The sequence below is a fragment of the Planococcus lenghuensis genome (genome assembly GCF_001999905.1).
Lineage (GTDB): Bacteria > Bacillota > Bacilli > Bacillales_A > Planococcaceae > Indiicoccus > Indiicoccus lenghuensis.
In genome coordinates this window covers 2385743-2406903 of record NZ_CP019640.1, presented here as the reverse complement: position 1 = coordinate 2406903, position 21161 = coordinate 2385743, and the positions used below count along the sequence as shown (strand labels likewise).

Sequence of the window (21161 nt, the reverse complement as noted above, 5' to 3'; positions counted from 1 at the left end):
TTCGGGAATGACCAACACGACCGAACAAAAGGGGTATAACGAACGGCTGCAGGAGAAACTGTCCGGCATTTTCGCAGGGGGGCAGGAAAAGTACCATGAGAAAATGAAAGAACAGGGCAAGCTGTTTGTGCGTGACAGGCTCGCGCTTCTGTTCGATGACGGGGAGTATATTGAAGATGGCCGCTTTGCCAATGTGGAAGCTGAGGATCTTCCGGCCGATGGCGTGGTAACAGCAATGGGCAAAATCGGTGGCCAATCGGTATGCGTGATGGCCAATGATTCTACGGTGAAAGCCGGATCATGGGGATCCCGCACAGTAGAAAAAATTATCCGCATTCAGGAGACGGCGGAAAAGAACCAAGTGCCGATGCTGTATCTGGTGGATTCCGCAGGCGCCCGAATCACCGACCAATTGGATATGTTTCCGAACCGGCGCGGAGCCGGCCGCATCTTCCATAATCAGGTCCGGATGTCGGGCATGGTCCCGCAAATCTGCCTGCTGTTTGGTCCGTCCGCTGCCGGCGGCGCTTACATTCCTGCATTTTGTGATCTTGTCATCATGGTGGAAGGCAACGCCTCCATGTACCTGGGATCACCGCGCATGGCGGAAAAAGTGATCGGTGAAAAAGTGACGCTTGAAGAAATGGGCGGTGCACGAATGCATTGTACGGTCAGCGGATGCGGCGATGTGCTCGTCCAGACGGAAGAAGAAGCGATTGCAGAAGCACAGCGCTATTTGTCCTTTTTCCCGGCGAATTTTGCAAAAAAACCGGAGAAGGTTGAAGGGAAAGCACAGAAAGCCGGTCGTACATTAGAAGAAATCATCCCGGAAAATCAAAATGCGCCATTCGATATGTACGAGCTGATCGATCAGCTGGTGGATGAAGACAGCTTTTTTGATGTAAAAAAACTATTTGCACCGGAATTGATTACGGGATTGGCTCGGATCAATGGCCGACCGATCGGAATTGTTGCTAATCAGCCGAAAGCAAAAGGCGGAGTCCTATTCCATGACTCGGCGGACAAAGGCGCAAAGTTCATCAGTTTATGCGATGCGTTTTCCATTCCGCTGCTTTTCCTGGCTGATGTGCCGGGCTTCATGATCGGCACAAAAGTGGAACGGGCCGGTATTATCCGGCATGGTGCGAAATTGATTGCAGCTATGAGCTCTGCGACTGTGCCGAAAATTTCAGTGATTGTCCGTAAAGCGTATGGGGCGGGATTATACGCAATGGCAGGTCCGGCGTTTGAACCGGACGTCTGCATAGCACTGCCAACCGCACAAATCGCCGTCATGGGGCCGGAAGCCGCTGTGAATGCGGTTTATTCAAATAAGATCGAAGCGATTGATGATCCGAAAGAGCGGCTTAAATATGTGCAGGAGAAACACCGGGAGTACAAGGAGCAGATTGATATTTACAAACTGGCATCCGAACTCATCGTAGATGAGATTGTGTCACCCGGGGAGCTCCGGGAAGTACTGGATGCACGCTTTGCTTACTATTCCGGAAAAGAATTAGCGCAGCCATCTCGAAAACACCCGGTGAATCCGGTATAATGGAATAATCATTGTGAAGTCTGCCTGCAGAAGGCAGGCTTCTTTTTGAGCAAGCTATCTCTGTTGATTTTCCGCAAAACAGCTCCACTTGCCGTGGGCGTTTCCGCTTTTTGTTCCATATTTTTTGTAGTAAAAAATCAACACTGTTCTTTAACAGAGCCTTTGAGAAAGTAGGGATGACCATGAATGTGATCATAGCAGGAGCAGGAGCTGTCGGCATGCTATTGTCATGTTTACTACAGGAGAGCGGCTGCAGGGTGACGCTTCTGACCCGAAGCAAAGAGCAGGCGGATCTGCTCAATGCTGAAGGGATCGTTAAAAATGGAGAGGATTTCCGCGTTAAAGCGATACCTGACTGGGAAGCGGTACCGCTTGGTGCCATGCTGGTGCTAACGGTGAAATATGGCGATCTTGCCGGTCTGCGGCATAAGCTGGCTGCACTGCCCGCAGAACTGCCGCTCGTGTTCCTGCAGAATGGCATGCTGCATCTGCAATTCGCCGAATCTCTCCCTCAGCAACAGATTGCAGTGGGGAGTGTAGAGCATGGCGCCCAAAAAGTCAGCTCAAATGAAGTCTGTCATACCGGACGCGGGAAAGTGACATTGGCGGTTCTCCGAGGAGAAAAGGAAGTCTTTCAGCCATTGCTGCATCTTCCGTATTTCCCGGCGGCTTGGCATGAAGATGCAGGTGCGTTGCTGTTCCGGAAGGTCCTGCTCAATTGTCTGATCAACCCGCTGACGGCTGTGCTTGAGCTGAAAAACGGAGAGCTGCTGACCAATCCGCATGCCTTCACACTTTTACAGTCGATTTATAAGGAATTGTCGGAAGCATATCCCGAAATGGAACACCTTCTGCCATTCGCTCAAGTGGTAGCGCTCTGCCGTTCGACGGCTGCTAATACTTCTTCGATGCTCGCAGACCGGCTATCCGGCAGGCGGCTCGAGCTTGATACGATAGTCGGCTACACGCTGAAGCGGGCAGGCCAGGAACTTCCGGTTCTTAATACGCTATATTATTTATTGAAGGCAACAGAGGTGGACTAAATGGATAGTTGGACAATAATCGGTGCATTTGTAATTGCACTTCCACTGCCGGTATATTTTTTCCTGCGCGCGAAATTGATCAGACGGCAACGACCGACGGGCAAAGCAGCGGATGCTGCCACGTTTCTGTTGTTTGCGGCTGTTCCGCTATCGGTCGAGGCATTATGGCGTTTGCCGTTTTTTTCATTGACAGCCATAATTGCCGTCGCCACAGCAATCGTCATGCTCTACATTGAATGGAAGCGCACGAAGGAAATCGATGTGTTTGTGTATTTCCGGAAAACCTGGCGGGCTTATTTCCTGATTCTGTTTGGGATATACGCGTCCATCTGGATTGCAGCAGCTGTCTGGTTCACAACCGGGCTGTTCCTGTAAGCGTATGTTTTCTCAAGCTGCAGACAGAATGCTATAGTGAAAGGGAATGTTGATTAAAAGGGGACTTTTTCATGGAGCTATTCGAACCGTTCATTGCGCCTGCATCCGGGCTGATGAATGATTACATAATGCACGACCGGAAGTTACTGAAGTATTTCGAGTACAAGCCTGAGATTTCCTCGCTGAAGAATCGGTACGAACGGACAGTCAGCCGGCACCCGGCCGACCGTCCGCGGCTGGCCCGCATCATTGGCAGCTATATGGAACGATTCGGAGATTCGCCGGCCGCAAGAGAGGCCTTGGAGCACTTTTCTGAAGGAGCTCCGCTTGTAGTGACAGGACAGCAGGCCGGATTGTTCACCGGTCCTCTCTATACTGTCCATAAGGCGATTTCTGCAATTGTGCTGGCGGATAAAGCCTCTGCTGAACTGGACCGGATTGTGGTGCCGTTATTCTGGGTAGCTGGTGAAGATCATGATATTGCAGAAATTGCTCACGTATACCGGCAGACGGACCGGCGGGTCGACAAAATGAATTTTCCGCACATGGAGTACGGCAAGCGCAGTGCTTCTGCCGCCCGGCTTAACAAGCAGAAAATCGGCAGCCATATGGAAGCGTACTTCAAAAGTCTGCCTGAGACAGAGCATTCAAAAGAATTATTTGAAACCATCCGGCAACTTTTTGACAGAGCTAATACGTTCACGGATTTCTTTTCCGCCTTTCTTCACTGGCTGTTTAAAGACAGCGGACTCTTGTTCATCGACGCAGCAGACCCTGCCTTACGGGCATACGAGGCTGAATTTTTTGCTGTGCTGATTGATCGTTCTGCAGAGATTGCAGAGGCTGTTTGCAGTACCGAACAGACTTTGAGGCAGGACGGCTATCCGACTTCTCTTGACGCGAATCCTGAGTCTGCCAATCTGTTCCTTGCAGTCGGCAGCGAGCGGATGCTGCTTGAACGTGACGGAGACCGCTTCGTCTGCGGAAACAAGATATATACAAAGGAAGAATTGCTGCAGCTGCTGGCGGATAATCCCGAGTTGTTCAGCAATAATGTCGTTACACGGCCACTCATGCAAGACATGGTGTTTCCGGTGCTGAGTTATATCGGAGGGCCGGGGGAAATTGCATATTGGGCAGAACTGAAGTCGGCATTCGAGGTGATGGGCCTGGAAATGCCGGTTGTCATGCCCCGGCTGAATATGACCCTGGTTTCTCGGCGCGTCGGGTTTCTGCTGGAAAAGCATAGTATGGAACCGGCAGCTGCCATCGGGCATAATGAAGCAGGAAACCGCAGGGAAGAGCTTCTTGAAGCAGCCCGGGAAACAGAAGCGGAACAGCTTTTGGCGTCACTCGAGCAGGAATTGACTTCCCGCTATGAGGATGTCCGTGAAAAGTTTTCTTCTGTAAGTAAAGGGCTCCTGCCGGCTGTTGATAAAAATTTGTCCATTCACTTGGACCAGTTGACGTATCTGAAGCGGAAACTGCAAGAGGAAGTCGAATTGCAGCATGATGTTCAGCTCAGTCAATTCCGGACGATTGAACAGGAATTGCTCCCTGATGGGAACCCTCAGGAACGGATCTATTCACCGGTTCCTTATCTGAATCAGTATGGACCGGATCTGATTGGCGATATGCTGAAAATGCCGTTCAATTATGACCGAAACCACAAGATCATATGCCTTTAGCCAAAAAAGTTCGTGAAAAACGGACTTTTTTTGCATGTCTAAGAGTAAAAAAATCGTCAATTTTGAAACATTAAAGAAATATTATAAAAACAAGTGGTAGAGAGTGGGGGATTGTGGTACATTTAACACAATAAGCGGGGTGAAGGGAATGTTCATGGGCGAATATCAGCACACAGTTGATGCGAAGGGCAGAATCATCGTGCCTTCGAAATTCCGTGAACAGCTCGGGGAAGCATTTGTGCTGACCCGGGGCCTTGACAATTGCTTATTCGGTTATCCGATGGAAGAGTGGCGGAAGATGGAAGAGAAATTGAAAGCCCTTCCTGTCACAAAGCGCGACGCACGGGCTTTTACCCGTTTTTTCTTCTCTGGCGCCACGGAAGTGGAGCTTGATAAGCAGGGACGTGTGAATGTACCGCCCATGCTCCGCAGCTATGCGAATCTTGAAAAAGACTGCATCGTCCTCGGCGTATCGAACCGCTTTGAAATATGGTCACAGGGTGCCTGGGAAAAGTATTTTACTGAATCCGAGGATTCATTCAATGACATTGCAGAAGAATTGATTGATTTTGACATCTAAGCCGGAACGGAGGGAACGGGTATGTTCAACCATACAACGGTTTTGCTCAAGGAAACCGTCGATGGACTGAACGTCCGTCCTGACGGAATTTATGTAGACTGTACGCTGGGCGGAGCTGGGCACAGTGAATATTTGGCACAGCAGCTAGGGGGAAATGGTCATCTGTATTGCTTTGACCAGGACCTGGATGCGCTCAGTTTCGCAAAGGAAAAGCTTGCTGCTTATTCTGATAGAGTCACATTTATTCATTCCAATTTTAAGTTTCTGAAAGAAGAACTGTCAGCCCATGGTGTTACAGGAGTTGATGGCGTCATGTATGATTTGGGCGTCTCGTCACCGCAACTGGATACCCCTGAGCGGGGATTCAGCTATCACAATGATGCACCGCTTGATATGCGGATGGATCAGACAGCTTCATTAAGTGCTTACCATGTCGTTAACGAATGGCCATATGCTGAACTCGTCCGGATTTTCTACCGTTATGGAGAAGAGAAATTCTCTAAGCAAATTGCACGGAAAATCGAAGCGGCACGGGAAAAGTCTCCAATCCGGACAACAGGCGAGCTTGTTGATCTGATTAAGGAAGGAATTCCCGCACCGGCAAGACGAAAAGGGGGGCACCCCGCCAAACGGATCTTTCAGGCAATCCGCATTGCTGTCAATGATGAACTCGGAGCTGCTGAGACATCAATCCTGGATGCGATCGATCTTCTGAATGAGCAAGGAAGAATTTCCGTTATTACCTTTCATTCACTTGAAGACCGATTGACAAAGACGATATTCAAAGAAGCGGCTGCTCTTCCGGAGCTGCCGCCGAATATGCCTATGATTCCGCATGGAATGGAACCGAAACTGAAATTAATCACAAGAAAACCAATCTTGCCAAGCGATGAAGAGCTGGCGGTCAATAACCGCTCACGTTCGGCGAAATTGCGTATAGCAGAAAAAAACCAGTCATAAACAGACAAATCAGTCAGACATAGAAATAGAGGAAATTGGGATAAATAGAGAGAGGGATGTGTTCAAATGGCTTTGCACGCAAAACAGCAGTCGCATATCCGGCAGCCGCTTCCGCAGGAAACGCCGGTAAGGCTGCCAGCCAGAAGAAAGAAACTGATCACAAAAGGCGAAAAAATCCTTTACGTTTCTTTTCTGGCGATGTTCATCTTCAGTTCGATCCTGATCATTCAGAACGAGTCTTCCATCCGGGCGGCTGCGCAGGAAATTCAGATGATCGAACAATCAGTTGAAGAAGTACAGAAACAGAATTCGGACTTATCCGTTCAAATAAGCGAACTTTCTACATACGAGCACATTTGGTCAGAGGCGAAGAGCCAGGGACTGAAACTGAATGAGCAAAATGTTAAGGTAGTGCCGGTTCAATGAATAAAGTTTTTCGATTTCAATGGGGAGCCTTTCTGCTATTTTTGTTTTTTGCAGGGCTCTTTTTCATTTTGCTTACACGAATTGTGACCATTCAGGCAACCGGGGAAGCAGAAGGTCAGGAATTGGCAGTTCGGGCAGCAGAAAAGTATGATCATGAAGAGCGGCTTGCTGCAGAACGTGGCCGGATCCTGGATCGCAATGGCGAAGTGCTGGCAGAAGATACACTTGCCTACCGGGCTATTGCGGTTGTCAGCGAAGCGGCAACCCAAAACCCGGAAAACCCACAGCATGTGATAAATCCTGAAGAGACAGCTGCAGTCCTGGCTGATCATCTCGGTTCGTCCGAGGACAAGATTCTGAAGCGGATTGAAGAAGGAATCGAGTCCGAACGGTACCAGGTTGAATTCGGGGCGGCAGGCAGAGACTTGAGTCATACTGAAATGCTCGCAATCGATGAAGAGAACCTGCCGGGCATTATTTTCGTCAGAGACTTGAAGCGGCTTTACCCGAACGGCGTATTCGCCTCTCACCTGATCGGCTTTGCTCAAAAGGAAGAGACGGAAAATGGAGAAGCCGTTGTACGCGGTAAAATGGGACTTGAAGCAATCTATGACGAAGTGCTGACCGGGCAGGACGGCAAGATGGAATTTAAAACCGATACATGGGGATATTTGCTTCCTGGGAATGATGCAGAAGTTACTCCGCCTATTGATGGATCGGATATTCGGCTGACAATCGACAAAACCATCCAGAACTTCCTTGAAGACGCCATGACCCGTGTAGAAGAAGAGTATTCTCCAAAACGGATGATGGCAGTGGTTGCAGATCCAAAAACCGGGGAAGTGCTGGCGATGTCCCAGCGGCCCAGCTTTAATCCAAATACGCTCGAAGGATTATCCGAAAACTGGATGAATGAAATCATCCAGCTGACGATCGAGCCAGGTTCCCCGATGAAGATGTTCACGCTTGCGGCAGCAATCGAAGAAGACAAATGGGATCCGAATGCCTATTATCAATCAGGATCTTATTCGCTTTTGAGCAATACCATTCGGGATCATAACCGGGTTGGATGGGGGCAGATTACATTCCTGGAAGGTTTTCAGCGATCATCCAACGTATCAATGGCTTATTTATTGGAGAAAATCGGCCCTGAAACCTTCATGGAATATATCGATGCTTTCGGATTCGGGGAAAAAACCGGAATCGATTTGCCCAAGGAAGCGGACGGTGTAATCCTGAATGATTATCCGATGGACCGCCTCGCGCTTACGTTCGGTCAAGGATCAACTGTGACACCGGTCCAGCTTATACAAGGAGCTTCTGCATTTGCCAATGGCGGTGTTATGATGAAACCTTATGTAATTGATCGGATTGCAAATCCTGACACTGGAGAAGTGAGCCTGGAACATGGACCGGAACGCGGAAATCAACCCGTGACAGCATTGACTGCCGAAAAAGTGATGGGGATTCTGGAATCGACCGTCACTTCTGAAAAAGGGACGGCGCAGCGGTTTGCCCTTGAGGATTATCGGGTAGCGGGGAAAACAGGGACTGCGCAAGTGCCGGATCCGGAAGGCGGCTACCAGTACGGGCACGAAAATTATCTGTTTTCCTTCCTTGGATTCGCGCCCGCTGATAATCCGCAGCTGCTTGTTTATGTTGCCGTTCAGCAGCCGGATCTGGAAGTGACGGAATACGGGTCACAGCCGGTTTCTGAAATCTTTAAATCTGTGACAGATAACAGCCTGAAGTATTTGAATGTAGAACCTGAACAGATTAATGAAGCGACACCGGTCACACTGGATGATTACAGCGGGAAACCGGCGGCAGATATTGCTGATGCACTTCAAAAACAGCGAGTCGAGCCGGTGATGATCGGCCAGCCGGGAACTGTAACTGAGCAGCTGCCGGCATCCGGCACATCGATTTTTGCAGGAGAACTCGTGTTCCTGAAAACCACTGGCGAAATTGCCATTCCGGACTTTACCGGCTGGTCGAAGCGGCAACTGCTTCAATACCAGCAATTAAGCGGTTTGGCAATGACATTGGAAGGAGATGGCTTTGCCGCTGAACAAAGTGTTCCAGCCGGCACGCCTGTTATGGGGAATACCAAAATCAAGATTAAACTGACACAGCCGGAAGCGGTATATAAACAGCAGGCTGCCGAGGGGGACGGGACGGAACCATCGATACCTGCTGGAGAAGATACAGCGGCTGAATCTGCTGCTGAGTGAATTAAAAGCGAATTGCGGGGGCTGGGCACTGGGAATCGTCACAGGCTTTCGGCGCCCGCAATTGTTGTTAAAGGAGATCGGATGGATTTATGGAAGGTATGAGTTTACTTGCAGCAATAATAAGTTTTACAGGCGCGGTACTGTTGGTGCCTGCATTGATTCCGCTGCTGCGTCGCTTGAAATTTGGCCAAAGCATTCGCGAAGCAGGCCCGGAATCGCATCAGAAGAAGACTGGAACACCGACGATGGGCGGAGTCGTTTTCCTGCCGGTGATCATCATAACAGCGGTTGCGCTATCCTATTTTTATGGAGAGCTGACGGAAAAAGTGATCGCCTTGGTAATTGCGTTAACCGGATTCGGATTGATCGGATTTCTCGATGACTATATAAAAGTTGCGAAAAAACGCAATCTCGGCTTAACTTCGCTACAGAAACTGCTGGCGCAGATTGCAGTAGCCCTGGTTACGTTCTTCGTCCTCCGCGATGTGTTTGATACGGCGGTCAGTATCCCGTTTACAGCATTTGAAGTTGAGCTGTCATGGGCTTATGCGTTATTTATCGTCTTTTGGATGGTTGGTTTTTCGAATGCCGTCAACCTCACAGACGGATTGGATGGTCTTGTGGCAGGGACATCATCGGCAGCTTTTGCAGCCTTCGGTTTTTTTGCGCTGCTTCGGCAGGAAGAAGGCATCGCTATTTTTGCATTTGCAGCTGTCGGCGGGATGCTGGGTTTTCTGGTCCATAATAAATTCCCTGCAAAGCTGTTCATGGGAGATACAGGCTCACTTGCCCTTGGAGGAGCACTTGCCATGATTTCGATTTTGCTGGAACTGGAACTGCTGCTTTTGCTGATCGGTATTGTTTTTGTGATTGAAACGCTTTCTGTAATCCTGCAAGTGGCAAGTTTTAAATTGCGGAAGAAACGGATTTTTAAAATGAGTCCGATACATCACCATTTTGAACTGATTGGCTGGTCTGAATGGAAAGTGGTCTCTATTTTCTGGAGTGCCGGCCTGCTCGCAGCGGTTCTCGCATTATGGCTGGAGGTTATTTAAGTGGAAACACAATCAGCTTTCTATCAGAAAAAAGTACTTATCCTTGGTTTGGCGAAGAGCGGATTTACAGCTGCCGCCGTGCTTCACCGGCTCGGGGCGTTTGTAACTGTCAATGACGCGAAACCCTTTGAAGAAAATCCGGATGCAGCAGAATTGCTCAGCATGGGCGTGACGGTAATCTGCGGTCGCCATCCGGAAGGGTTGCTTGATGAAGGGTTTGAGCTGGTGCTGAAAAATCCCGGCATCCCGTATGATAATCCGCTTGTCCAAGAGGCAATGAAGCGGGGACTGCCGGTCTGGACGGAAGTGGAATTGGCTTACCGGATCAGCAAGGCGCCATTTATCGGCATCACAGGTTCAAACGGCAAGACAACAACGACTACATTGCTCTACCAGATGCTGGAATTGGACAGCAAGCGTCCGCTGATTGCAGGCAATATCGGCACGGTCGCGGCTGGCGTCGCAGAACAAGCGGAAAAGGAAAATGTCATCGTAACCGAGCTTTCTTCTTTTCAATTGAAAGGGACAGAAGCATTCCGTCCCCGGATTGCAATTTTGATGAACCTGTATGAAGCGCATCTGGACTATCATGGCTCTTATGAAGATTACAGCACGTCCAAGTTTAAAATTGCTGAAAATCAGACGCAGAATGATCTGCTCGTCTATAACGCAGATCAGGCGGAAGTCGCTGCATTTGCAGAAAGAATGGCCAGCACGAAGGTTCCTTTCACGCTGAACGGCCGTTCTGACACTGGTGCCAGTGCCGATGACCGTTTTTTGTATTGGCAGGGAATTCCGCTCCTGGCGCTGGAAGAGATCATGCTGGCCGGAAGACATAACCTGGAAAACGCAGCCGCTGCAGCTGCTGCAGCATTGTTGTGGGGATGTTCCAAGGAATCTGTAATACAGGTTCTAAAGACATTTGCAGGAGTGGAGCACCGGACACAATTTATCCTGGAGTGGAATGGACGGAAATTCTACAATGATTCCAAGGCGACCAATGCCCTCGCAACCAAAAATGCCCTTGAGGCTTTTCCCTCAGGGATCATTTTGCTGGCTGGCGGACTTGACAGAGGGCATTCATTTGAAGAACTTCGTCCCTACATGACGCGAGTAAAGGCACTGGTGGCTTTCGGAGAAACTGCTGAACGGTTTGGAAACTTTGCCAGAGAATGCGGCGTTTCGGATGTTCTCTCTGTTTTGGATGTCGATGCAGCAGTGGATGCGGCAGTCGGCCTGGCAGAGGAGGGGGATACGGTTCTCCTGTCCCCTGCATGTGCCAGCTGGGATCAGTACAAGAATTTCGAGATTCGCGGAAACGCCTTCATTAATGCCGTGCACCGCGCCACTGCGTTGTATACTAAACGATAAGGAGCTGCCGGTATGGCTGATAAAGTAATTGATATTGAAGAACGCATACCGAAACTGCGGGATCGCCGAAAAAAGAGGACGAACCGAAAGTTCCTCGTTTTACTGATCATTTTACTGATCCTGCTGGTACTTCTCGTTTACAATCAATCCCCGTACAGTAAAATCCGGCAAATAGAAGTTGCGGGGAATGAGCTGTTCGGGAAAGAAGTGTACCTGAAAGCCACCGGACTGACAATTGGTGAGTCCATGTGGTCGTTCAGTCCGTCTGACATTAAAAATGAGATCGAACAGCTGGAATGGGTAAGAAAAGCTGAAGTGGATCGGAATTGGCTGACTGCTGTGGAAGTGACAGTGGAGGAATACAATCAGGTAGGGTTCCTTGAAGAAAAGGATGGGTATCGGGTGATGCTTGCAAACGGTTATGCGACCGAAGTGCAAGGGTTGCCAATTACCGGTCCGCTTCTGTCAGGGTTCGAGGAAAGTGACACGAAAGAGAGAATTGCTGCCCAACTTGCCGAACTCGATTCGGACGTCTATCAGCTTGTGTCTGAAGTATTTCGTCCTCAGCCCGAAGAACGTCCTGCTGCTGTGGTATTGTATATGAATGATGGCAATGAAGTCCATGCATTGATGAGTTCACTTGCTGAAAAGCTGAATCATTACCCGGATATTGCTGCCCAGCTGCCAGCCGGGCAAAAAGGAGTAATCGATACAGAGGTAGGAATTTTCTTTCAGCCTTATGAACTCCCCGGTCAGTCTGCTGCAGAAATGGAAGCGACAGCAGAGTCGGCAGACAATCGGTAACCTATTAAAGACAGAAACGGAATTAGGCCTTTTGTCGTTCGATTTTTAATTTTTCTTCAATTTGTGCCGGATGCTCGGCAATCTGGAATTAATCTAAAGCCGGCTGTAGCGGCTGTAGCGGCCTCCGGCAAGAAAATGACATTTATAGCTCAGGAAATTTTAAAAGATTCCTTTTTTTATTTAGACAAGGTCTGACATTTGCAATAGAATAGAAAGTAACGGAGTTTATTGAAGGAGGTGCCGTGTGTTGAGCCAGTCAGAACTATACGTAAGCCTTGACATAGGATCGTCAACGGTTAAAGTATTAATCGGTGAAATGGCGAATCAGTCACTGCACGTTATTGGTGTAGGGAATATAAAATCAAACGGCATCCGCAGAGGTGCCATTGTAGATATTGATGCTACCGTACAGTCCATCCGCCAGGCGGTGGAACAGGCTGAACGGATGATAGGTAAATCGATTAACGAAGTGGTGCTTGGAATACCGGCCAATCAGGTAAAACTGCAGCCGGTTAAAGGAGTAGTCGCAGTCAATTCGGAAAATCGGGAAATTACGGATATGGACTTGGAGCGGGTTCATGAAGCTGCGCAAGTGGTATCGATTCCGACTGACCGTGAATTCGTTAATGTCGTACCGGTCCAGTACATTGTCGACCATGTGGATGACATCGAAGATCCGCGGGGAATGATGGGAATCCGCCTCGAAATGGATGGAATCATGATCACCACATCCAAAACGATTCTCCATAACGTGCTTCGCTGTGTGGAACGTGCCGGTCTGACGATTCGTGATATTTACGTCCAGCCGCTTGTCGCCGGACATATCGCACTTACAGAAGACGAGAAGTACCAGGGAGCTGTCTGCATCGATATCGGCGGCGGTTCCACATCGATGGCTGTCTTCCAGGAAGGCCATCTTGTCGCTTCTGCTGTTCTTCCGATCGGTGGAGATCATGTAACAAAGGATCTGTCCATTGTGCTGAAAACGCCGACAGAGCAGGCCGAACAGATTAAACTTCAGCATGGGCACGCTTTCTATGACGATGCGTCAGAAAGTGAGTTCTTTGAAGTGCCTGCAGCGGGTGCAGCCTCAGGAGAACGCTACAGCCAAAAATACATATCAGAAATTATTGGTGTACGGCTGGAGGAAATGTTTGATATGATTCTTGACGAGCTCCATGATCTCGGAATCCGGGATTTGCCGGGCGGTGTTGTGCTGACCGGCGGAATGGCGAAACTCGAAGGTATTCAGGATTTGGCCCATCATATTCTCCAGTCGCGGGTCCGGCTGTTCTCACCGGCCTTTATCGGAGTCCGGGAGCCGCAGTACACGACTGCGGTCGGTCTGATCCAGTATGCCTATATGGATGATATGTTCTATGGACGGCTCGGGGGCGGTTCAGCACTCGGCAATTCAGTCAGCAAAGAAGACGTTCAGCAGCCGAAAAAGCAGAAGCAGCCACGCGTTAAAGAGAAAAGCGGCGAAGGAGTCACTGCAAGAGCCAAACGATTCATTGATAAATTTTTTGAGTAAATCAGATTATTGCATCGCGCTTACATCAAGGCAACGCAATTAATTAGGAGGAAACGGTAATGTTGGAATTTGATACATCAGTTGATCAGTTAGCCGTCATCAAAGTAATCGGAGTGGGCGGCGGCGGAAACAATGCTGTAAACCGCATGATTGAACACGGCGTGCAGGGTGTTGATTTTATCGCTGTCAACACAGACGCGCAAGCACTCAAATTGTCCAAAGCAGAAGCGAAATTGCAGATCGGCGGCAAACTCACTCGCGGACTCGGCGCCGGAGCTAATCCGGAAGTCGGCAAGAAAGCGGCAGAGGAAAGTAAGGAACAGATTGAAGAAGCTCTCCGCGGTGCCGATATGGTCTTTGTTACTGCCGGTATGGGCGGGGGAACAGGAACAGGCGCTGCGCCTGTCATTGCAGCCATCGCAAAAGAATTAGGCGCACTGACAGTCGGGGTGGTGACACGTCCGTTTACATTTGAAGGACGCAAACGTTCCACACAGGCGATGGGCGGTATCAGCACGATGAAAGAATCGGTGGATACACTCATCGTAATTCCGAACGACCGTCTTCTTGAGATCGTGGACAAGAACACGCCGATGCTTGAAGCATTCCGGGAAGCAGATAACGTGCTGCGTCAAGGTGTTCAAGGCATTTCTGACCTCATTGCAACACCGGGGCTCATTAACCTTGACTTCGCCGATGTGAAAACAATCATGTTCAACAAAGGCTCTGCGCTGATGGGGATCGGGATTTCATCCGGTGAAAACCGTGCGGCGGAAGCAGCAAAAAAAGCCATCTCGAGCCCGTTGCTTGAAACGTCGATCGATGGGGCAAAAGGCGTTATCATGAACATCACAGGCGGCTCGAACCTTAGCCTGTATGAAGTGCAGGAAGCAGCAGACATCGTTGCCTCGGCTTCCGACGAAGAAGTAAATATGATTTTCGGTTCTGTCATCAATGATAACCTGAAAGACGAAATCGTCGTAACGGTTATTGCAACTGGATTCAACGAAGAACAGCTGCGCGGTGCGCGGCCGGTACGCGGGAATATGGGTGCTGCCCGTCAGCAGCAGCCGGCCTATCAGCAGCCGGCCTACCAACAGCCGCCGCAGCGTGAGACACGGCGGGAAGAAGAACCGTATCAGGAACCGGCCCGCCAGGATCGCCAGCAAGAAGATACACTTGATATCCCGACGTTCCTGCGCAACAGAAGACGCCGTTAATCCAGGCAGCTGCCTCATCGGCAGCTGCTTTTGTTTTTTTGTCCTGGCAAATAAGATAATCATTTCGGTAGGATTATGTTGCCTCTCAGCTGGTTCAGGGAGAACAGCTTAAGATTGGCAGGGTACAATTGAAAAACCGCGGCTTAACTGCTAAAATGAATAGAACATATGAAGAGAGTTGTGAATGTATGGAACCGGTGAAACCAATTTTTGATCGTTTAACTGAAGAGCTGAGCAATATCCGAAGCGGGATCAATGTAGTTGCTGTTACGAAGAATGTCAGCACAGTCCGGACGCAAGAAGCGATTGATGCAGGCATCGTGCATATCGGTGAGAACAGGGCGGAAGGGCTGATCGAGAAAAGGAAACAGATCAATGCGGAAGTAACGTGGCATTTCATCGGAAGCCTTCAGTCCCGGAAAGTGAAGGATGTCATCCATCTGATCGATTATCTTCACTCGCTGGACCGGAAGAGCCTGGCTAAAGAAATTCAAAAACGTGCAGAAACTCCGGTGAATTGCTTCGTTCAAGTCAATATATCAGGAGAAGAATCGAAACACGGATTGACTCCTGAGAATACACTGGAATTTATCCTGTCACTGGCTCCTTATGATAAAATCCGGGTTGTCGGCCTGATGACGATGGCTCCCCATACGAATGACACCGAAAACATCCGGGCAACGTTTGCCGGATTAAAGAAACTTCAAGCCGAAATAGCAGCGGAAGCTCTCGATCATGCCCCCTGCACGGAATGCTCGATGGGCATGTCGAATGATTACCGCATTGCCGCTGAAGAAGGCGCGACATTCATCCGGATCGGAACCGCACTTGTCGGATCGGAAAGTGAGGCGGAAAAATGAACATAAAGGACAAGTTTAAGAATTTCTTTTACCTTGAAGAAGAAGCAGATGAGCAGCCGGCGCCGCCCAAGCCTGTAAAGCAGAAGCCACAGCGGGAATCCCAACCTGTCCGCGAGCAGCAGCAAGTGCGGGAACAGATGAAAAAAAGTGCAGCTGAACGCCGGGCAAGAGCGACAGACAGTCCGAACCTGATCAGCCTGCAGACGGTGACGAAATCAGCGAAAGTGACACTGGTCGAACCGCGTGCTTATGCGGAGGCTCAGGACATTGCCGAGCACTTGAAGAATAAACGGTCGGTCGTTGTGAATCTTCAGCGGATTGAGCGGGATCAGGGAATCCGGATTGTCGACTTCCTGAGCGGAACGGTGTATGCTCTTGGTGGAGACATCCAGCGCATCGGTCGTGATATTTTCATTTGCGTGCCGGACACGGTTGAAGTGGACGGAGTCATCTCCGATTTGTATTATGAAGATCAACATTAAATGAGGTGTAGACCATACTGACGTATTATGCTGTAGACTTATTGACGACAATCATCAATTACTATACGTTCGTCCTGATTATTTATATTTTCATGTCGTGGCTTCCAAATGCCCGGGAATCGAAAATCGGCCAGCTGTTTGCCCGGGTCTCTGAACCCTACTTGGAGATTTTCAGAAAAATCATCCCGCCGTTCGGCATGATCGATATTTCACCGATCGTTGCGATTTTTGCCCTTCGCCTGGCAGCAGATGGGCTTTGGGTCTTGTATTCCTATATAGCTTAACCCCACTGAAGTGGGGTTGTTTTTTATTAGGGGGGAGAACGAAAAAATGGATTCGTTACTGCAGCATTTCAGGAAAGATGAGCAGCCGTTCATTGAACAGGCGGCGGGCTGGTTACGGGAAGTGGAAGATCGCTACACGCCGAAACTGACGGATTTCCTCGATCCCCGGGAGCGGTTTATTGTCCGGTCCGTGGTCGGGGCAAGCGGTATTATGACAGCGTCGGAAGGACTTTTTCCGGATGCTGAACGGCAGCGGATGCTGCTGTATCCGGAATACTTGGAGCCGGTAAAAGAAGATTTTAATATTACGGTTTTTACGGTTAATTACCCGTCTAAATTTGTGACGCTTGCTCATCCTGATGTTCTGGGTTCATTGATGGGACTTGGGCTTGGCCGTGGAAAGTTTGGAGACATCCGGGTTGATGGCGATGTGATCCAAGTAGCAATCGCAGATGAAATCAGCCAGTATGTCCGTACCAATTTCGTAACCGCAGGGAAAGTGAAAGTCAGCCTGGAAGCGGTGGAGGGTGAGGAACAGCTTCTGGTGCAGACGGAAGAGTGGCTGGAAGAAACGCTCACTGTGAGTTCAATGCGACTGGATACCGTCCTTGCATCCATATTCAACATATCCAGACAGAAAGCCTCTGCCCTGATAAACGGCGGCCGGGTAAAAGTCAATTGGACAGTCACGGAGCAGCCTTCCTTCGAACTACATGAAAGCGATCTGTTGTCGGTCAGAGGACTCGGCCGGGTGCGGGTCATCATGATTGAAGGGCGGACGAAAAAAGACAAGCTCCGGCTGGTGATCGGACGGCTTGAGCAGAAAAAATAAAGAGGCAGATTAGATATAGATAAATTACTGGATAGTTTCTTGCTTTTCCTTTAATGATCATCCGCTACTTTTTTCCTGTACCGTGAAAAATTTGGAGAATAAGCTGATAATTTGGCGGCTGAACTGTATAATAAGAACTAATGAAGATAAGAAGGAGAGGGACTTATTATGCCGTTGACGCCGCTTGATATACATAACAAGCAATTCACCCGTGGTTTTCGTGGGTATGTGGAAGAAGAAGTAAACGAATTTTTGCAGCAGGTCATGAAAGACTATGAAGCATTGATTCAGGAAAAACGGGAGCTGGAAGAGCGGCTGAAACAAACCGATGAACGCGTCGGCCATTTTACGACCATTGAAGGCACTCTCCAGAAATCTTTGATGGTGGCACAGGAAGCGGCAGAAGAAGTGCGGCGGAATTCTCAGAAAGAGGCAGAACTGATTGTGCGGGAAGCCGAAAAAAATGCAGACCGGATTCTCGGTGAGGCTTTGGCGAAGTCCCGGAAACTTGGAACGGAAATCGATGAACTGAAAAAACAGTCGATGATATTCCGCAGCAGATTTAAGATGCTGGTGAACGCACAGCTTGAAATGATCGAGTCCGATGATTGGGAACAGCTGATGGAATATACACCGGCTGTCCGGGAAGTTGCTGCTTCTGCAGAAGAACCGGGAGAACAGCAGGAAGAGACGTCGGCGAGCGAACAGCAGGCTTGACGGTTAACATCCGCACTCTTATAATTAACGACAGATGAATGATGAAGCAATGACGGAGACAGTATCCATAACAGCTCTGATAAAGCGAGCCAGGGACAGTGCAAGCCTGGTGACGGCGTTTTGGTGAATATCCCTCCTGAGCAGAACCGGTGAACGCACCAGCAGTAACCGGTTCCGTGTACGCCGCGATAAGGCGATTGAGTGGCAGTCTGTGTTCAGATCAAGACTGCAACAAGGGTGGTACCGCGAACTGAGCTCTTCGTCCCTTTTCAGGGATGAAGGGCTTTTTAATTTGTCTGAGGAGGAAAAAAGGTATGAATTATAAGGATACGTTATTAATGCCGAAAACGGATTTCCCGATGCGCGGCAATTTGGCGAACCGGGAGCCGGAAACGCAGGAAAAATGGGAAGAGATGGACATCTACCAGCTGGTACAGGAGCGGACAAAGGGCCGTCCGTTCTTTGTGCTGCATGATGGTCCGCCATACGCGAATGGCGACTTGCATATGGGGCATGCGCTGAACAAGGTGCTGAAAGACTTCATCACCCGTTCCCGTTCGATGATGGGCTTCCATGCGCCATATGTGCCTGGCTGGGATACACACGGACTGCCGATTGAGCAGGCCCTTACAAACAAGGGCGTTAACCGGAAAGAACTGTCGCTGGCTGAATTCCGTAAACTGTGTGAGGAGTATGCGTATGAGCAGCTCGATAACCAGCGTACGCAGTTCAAGCGGATCGGTGTCAGAGGCAATTGGGATAATCCATACGTGACACTGAAGCCTGAATATGAATCACGCCAAATCGAAGTGTTCGGTAAAATGGCCAATAAAGGCTATATCTATAAAGGACTGAAACCGGTGTACTGGTCACCGTCGAGTGAATCATCCCTTGCGGAAGCTGAAATCGAGTACAAGGACAAGAAATCTCCATCCATCTTTGTCAGTTTCGCTGTGACGGACGGCAAAGGCGTCCTTGATGAAGGAACCAATATTGTCATCTGGACAACGACTCCATGGACGATTCCCGCGAATCTCGGCATCGCCGTTCATCCGGAACTGGATTACACAGTCGTCAATGTCAGCGGCAAGAAGTTTGTCGTCGCACAGGATCTATTGGAAGAATCAGCTTCAGAAATGGGCTGGGAAAATTACGAAGCTGAAAAAACCGTAAAAGGGACAGCATTGGAGCATATCCTCACGCAGCATCCGCTCTATGACCGCACATCCCTGGTGATGCTCGGTGAGCACGTTACAACCGATTCCGGTACTGGCTGCGTGCACACAGCACCCGGACACGGGGAAGATGATTTCATCATCGGGAAACGTTACGGATTGGATGTATTGTGCCCGATCGATGAAAAAGGCGTATTTACACAAGAAGCGCCAGGTTTTGAAGGCGAGTTCTATGACAAGGCGAACAAAACCATCACAGAAGCACTTGATGAGGCGGGTGCACTGGAGAAACTCGGTTTCATCACTCACTCATATCCGCATGACTGGCGGACAAAAAAGCCGGTGATCTACCGGGCAACCGCCCAGTGGTTCGTGTCGATCGATGCCTTCCGTGATGATATCCTGACAGCGATCCGTAACACGTCCTTTACGCCTGCATGGGGTGAGACGCGTCTATTCAATATGCTGCGTGACCGTGGCGACTGGAATATCTCCCGTCAGCGGGTATGGGGTGTGCCAATCCCGGTATTTTACGCTGAAAATGGCGATGAAATCATCACGGAAGAGACAGTGGCTCATATTGCCGGACTGTTCCGGGAACACGGTTCAAACGTCTGGTTTGAGCGGGAAGCCAAAGATCTTTTACCGGAAGGGTTCACGCATCCGGCAAGTCCGAACGGCAAATTTACAAAAGAGCTGGATATCATGGATGTCTGGTTTGACTCAGGTTCCTCCCACCAGGGTGTACTGGAAGAACGGGACGATCTGCAGTACCCGGCTGACTTGTATCTGGAAGGTTCCGATCAATACCGCGGCTGGTTCAACTCGTCCTTGACAACAAGTGTCGCGATCAATGGAATCGCTCCGTATAAAGGCATTCTGAGCCACGGCTTCGTATTGGACGGCCACGGTCGCAAAATGAGTAAATCGCTTGGTAATATCACCGTGCCGGCAAAAGTCATCAACCAGCTCGGAGCAGACATCCTGCGTTTATGGGTGGCATCCGTGGACTTTACAGCAGATGTACGGGTTTCCGATGAAAACTTCAAGCAAGTATCGGAAGTATACCGGAAAATCCGTAATACATTGAAGTTCCTGCATGGTAACCTATTCGATTTCAATGAGCAGGAGCACCGGGTCGCTTATGAGGATATGCGGGAAATGGACCAGTATATGGTCATGAAACTGCGCGGAATGGTGGAAACAGCAACAAAGGGGTACGAAACTTATGAGTTCCCGGCAGTTTACCATGCACTTAACACTTTCTGTGCAACAGATCTCAGTGCTTTTTATCTCGATGTGGCAAAAGATGTGGTATACATCGAGCAGGCAGATCATCCGCACCGCCGGGCGATGCAGACAGTCATGTTCGATTCACTGAAAGCGCTGGTGAAACTGGCTTCTCCGATCATCCCGCATACGGCAGATGAAATGTGGTCTTACCTGGATCAGCCGGAAGCAAGTGTCCAGCTGACCGACTTTCCGGAAATAGAAGCATTTCCGGTGTTCGCTGATCTCGAAGAGAAATGGGAAGCATTCATGGAAGTGCGCGATGACGTGCTGAAAGCACTCGAAGAAGCCCGCGCTGCCAAAACGATCGGCAAGTCGCTTGAAGCGAAAGTGACGGTTTATGGCAATGAAGAAACAAAAGCGTTGCTCGCATCACTCGATGAAAACGTCGGCCAGCTCTTTATCGTCTCGGATTATGAATTCGGCGGCGAGCCGGCCAATGCACCGGACGGGGCATTGAAGCTAGATAAAGTGACAGTGTCAGTTGAAAAAGCACCAGGTGAAAAGTGTGCCCGCTGCTGGATGGTTTCCGAAGAACTGGGCGAAAGTGAAGAGCATCCGGATCTGTGCCCGCGCTGTACATCCGTAGTGGAAGCGTTGAAGGTATAGGGCTAAAGCATTTTTGATGAATTACAAAATTGGTACAACGAATGCCTGACAGCATAAAAGATCG

At 49.5% G+C, this 21161-nt stretch carries 19 protein-coding genes and 1 other annotated feature; all 19 genes read left to right on the top strand.

Features of this window, described 5'->3' with window-relative positions:
• Window positions 1–7: 7 nt before the first annotated feature.
• The 19 genes from B0X71_RS12355 (at window position 8) to ileS (ending at window position 21097) form a co-directional block, all read left to right on the top strand.
• Window positions 8–1558, top strand: a complete 1551-nt coding sequence (locus B0X71_RS12355; protein WP_077589703.1) for an acyl-CoA carboxylase subunit beta — start codon at window positions 8–10, stop codon at window positions 1556–1558.
• Between the two features lie 182 nt (window positions 1559–1740).
• Complete coding sequence (locus B0X71_RS12350; protein ID WP_198038588.1) at window positions 1741–2601, top strand: 2-dehydropantoate 2-reductase; 861 nt, start codon at window positions 1741–1743, stop codon at window positions 2599–2601.
• Complete coding sequence (locus B0X71_RS12345; RefSeq protein ID WP_077589701.1) at window positions 2602–2976, top strand: DUF3397 family protein; 375 nt, start codon at window positions 2602–2604, stop codon at window positions 2974–2976.
• 71 nt (window positions 2977–3047) lie between these two features.
• Window positions 3048–4664, top strand: coding sequence for a bacillithiol biosynthesis cysteine-adding enzyme BshC (bshC, locus tag B0X71_RS12340; protein ID WP_077589700.1), 1617 nt, complete (start codon window positions 3048–3050; stop codon window positions 4662–4664).
• 148 nt (window positions 4665–4812) lie between these two features.
• Window positions 4813–5244: a division/cell wall cluster transcriptional repressor MraZ gene (gene mraZ / locus B0X71_RS12335; RefSeq protein ID WP_077589699.1), complete on the top strand. Its 432-nt coding sequence runs from the start codon at window positions 4813–4815 to the stop codon at window positions 5242–5244.
• A 21-nt stretch (window positions 5245–5265) separates the two neighbouring features.
• Complete coding sequence (gene rsmH, locus B0X71_RS12330; protein WP_077589698.1) at window positions 5266–6204, top strand: 16S rRNA (cytosine(1402)-N(4))-methyltransferase RsmH; 939 nt, start codon at window positions 5266–5268, stop codon at window positions 6202–6204.
• Between the two features lie 66 nt (window positions 6205–6270).
• Window positions 6271–6630 (top strand): cell division protein FtsL, encoded by a 360-nt coding sequence (ftsL, locus tag B0X71_RS12325; RefSeq protein ID WP_077589697.1) that lies wholly within the window; start codon window positions 6271–6273, stop codon window positions 6628–6630.
• Window positions 6627–8864 carry a penicillin-binding protein gene (locus B0X71_RS12320; protein ID WP_077589696.1) on the top strand — a complete coding sequence of 746 codons (2238 nt, stop codon included), beginning with the start codon at window positions 6627–6629 and terminating at the stop codon, window positions 8862–8864. Before ftsL ends, B0X71_RS12320 begins: the two co-directional genes overlap by 4 nt.
• Window positions 8865–8953: 89 nt before the next feature.
• The gene (mraY, locus tag B0X71_RS12315; protein ID WP_077589695.1) at window positions 8954–9919 is read left to right on the top strand and encodes a phospho-N-acetylmuramoyl-pentapeptide-transferase; all 966 of its coding nucleotides are present in this window, start codon (window positions 8954–8956) and stop codon (window positions 9917–9919) included.
• Complete coding sequence (gene murD, locus B0X71_RS12310) at window positions 9920–11290, top strand: UDP-N-acetylmuramoyl-L-alanine--D-glutamate ligase (protein ID WP_077589694.1); 1371 nt, start codon at window positions 9920–9922, stop codon at window positions 11288–11290.
• 12 nt (window positions 11291–11302) lie between these two features.
• Entirely contained in the window at window positions 11303–12094 is a 792-nt protein-coding gene (locus B0X71_RS12305) for a cell division protein FtsQ/DivIB (protein ID WP_077589693.1), read from the top strand.
• Window positions 12095–12341: 247 nt separating this feature from the next.
• Complete coding sequence (gene ftsA / locus B0X71_RS12300) at window positions 12342–13628, top strand: cell division protein FtsA (protein ID WP_077590991.1); 1287 nt, start codon at window positions 12342–12344, stop codon at window positions 13626–13628.
• Window positions 13629–13687: 59 nt separating this feature from the next.
• Window positions 13688–14848, top strand: a complete 1161-nt coding sequence (gene ftsZ, locus B0X71_RS12295) for a cell division protein FtsZ (protein WP_077589692.1) — start codon at window positions 13688–13690, stop codon at window positions 14846–14848.
• 188 nt (window positions 14849–15036) lie between these two features.
• Window positions 15037–15708 carry a YggS family pyridoxal phosphate-dependent enzyme gene (locus tag B0X71_RS12290; protein ID WP_077589691.1) on the top strand — a complete coding sequence of 224 codons (672 nt, stop codon included), beginning with the start codon at window positions 15037–15039 and terminating at the stop codon, window positions 15706–15708.
• Window positions 15705–16190 (top strand): cell division protein SepF, encoded by a 486-nt coding sequence (locus tag B0X71_RS12285; protein WP_077589690.1) that lies wholly within the window; start codon window positions 15705–15707, stop codon window positions 16188–16190. Before B0X71_RS12290 ends, B0X71_RS12285 begins: the two co-directional genes overlap by 4 nt.
• A gap of 14 nt (window positions 16191–16204) precedes the next feature.
• The gene (locus tag B0X71_RS12280; RefSeq protein ID WP_408634148.1) at window positions 16205–16474 is read left to right on the top strand and encodes a YggT family protein; all 270 of its coding nucleotides are present in this window, start codon (window positions 16205–16207) and stop codon (window positions 16472–16474) included.
• Between the two features lie 46 nt (window positions 16475–16520).
• Complete coding sequence (locus B0X71_RS12275; protein ID WP_077589688.1) at window positions 16521–17306, top strand: YlmH family RNA-binding protein; 786 nt, start codon at window positions 16521–16523, stop codon at window positions 17304–17306.
• Window positions 17307–17474: 168 nt separating this feature from the next.
• Window positions 17475–18023, top strand: coding sequence for a DivIVA domain-containing protein (locus B0X71_RS12270; protein ID WP_077589687.1), 549 nt, complete (start codon window positions 17475–17477; stop codon window positions 18021–18023).
• Window positions 18024–18063: 40 nt separating this feature from the next.
• Window positions 18064–18293: a binding site (T-box leader), on the top strand.
• Between the two features lie 44 nt (window positions 18294–18337).
• Entirely contained in the window at window positions 18338–21097 is a 2760-nt protein-coding gene (gene ileS, locus B0X71_RS12265; protein WP_077589686.1) for an isoleucine--tRNA ligase, read from the top strand.
• Window positions 21098–21161 lie beyond the last annotated feature (64 nt).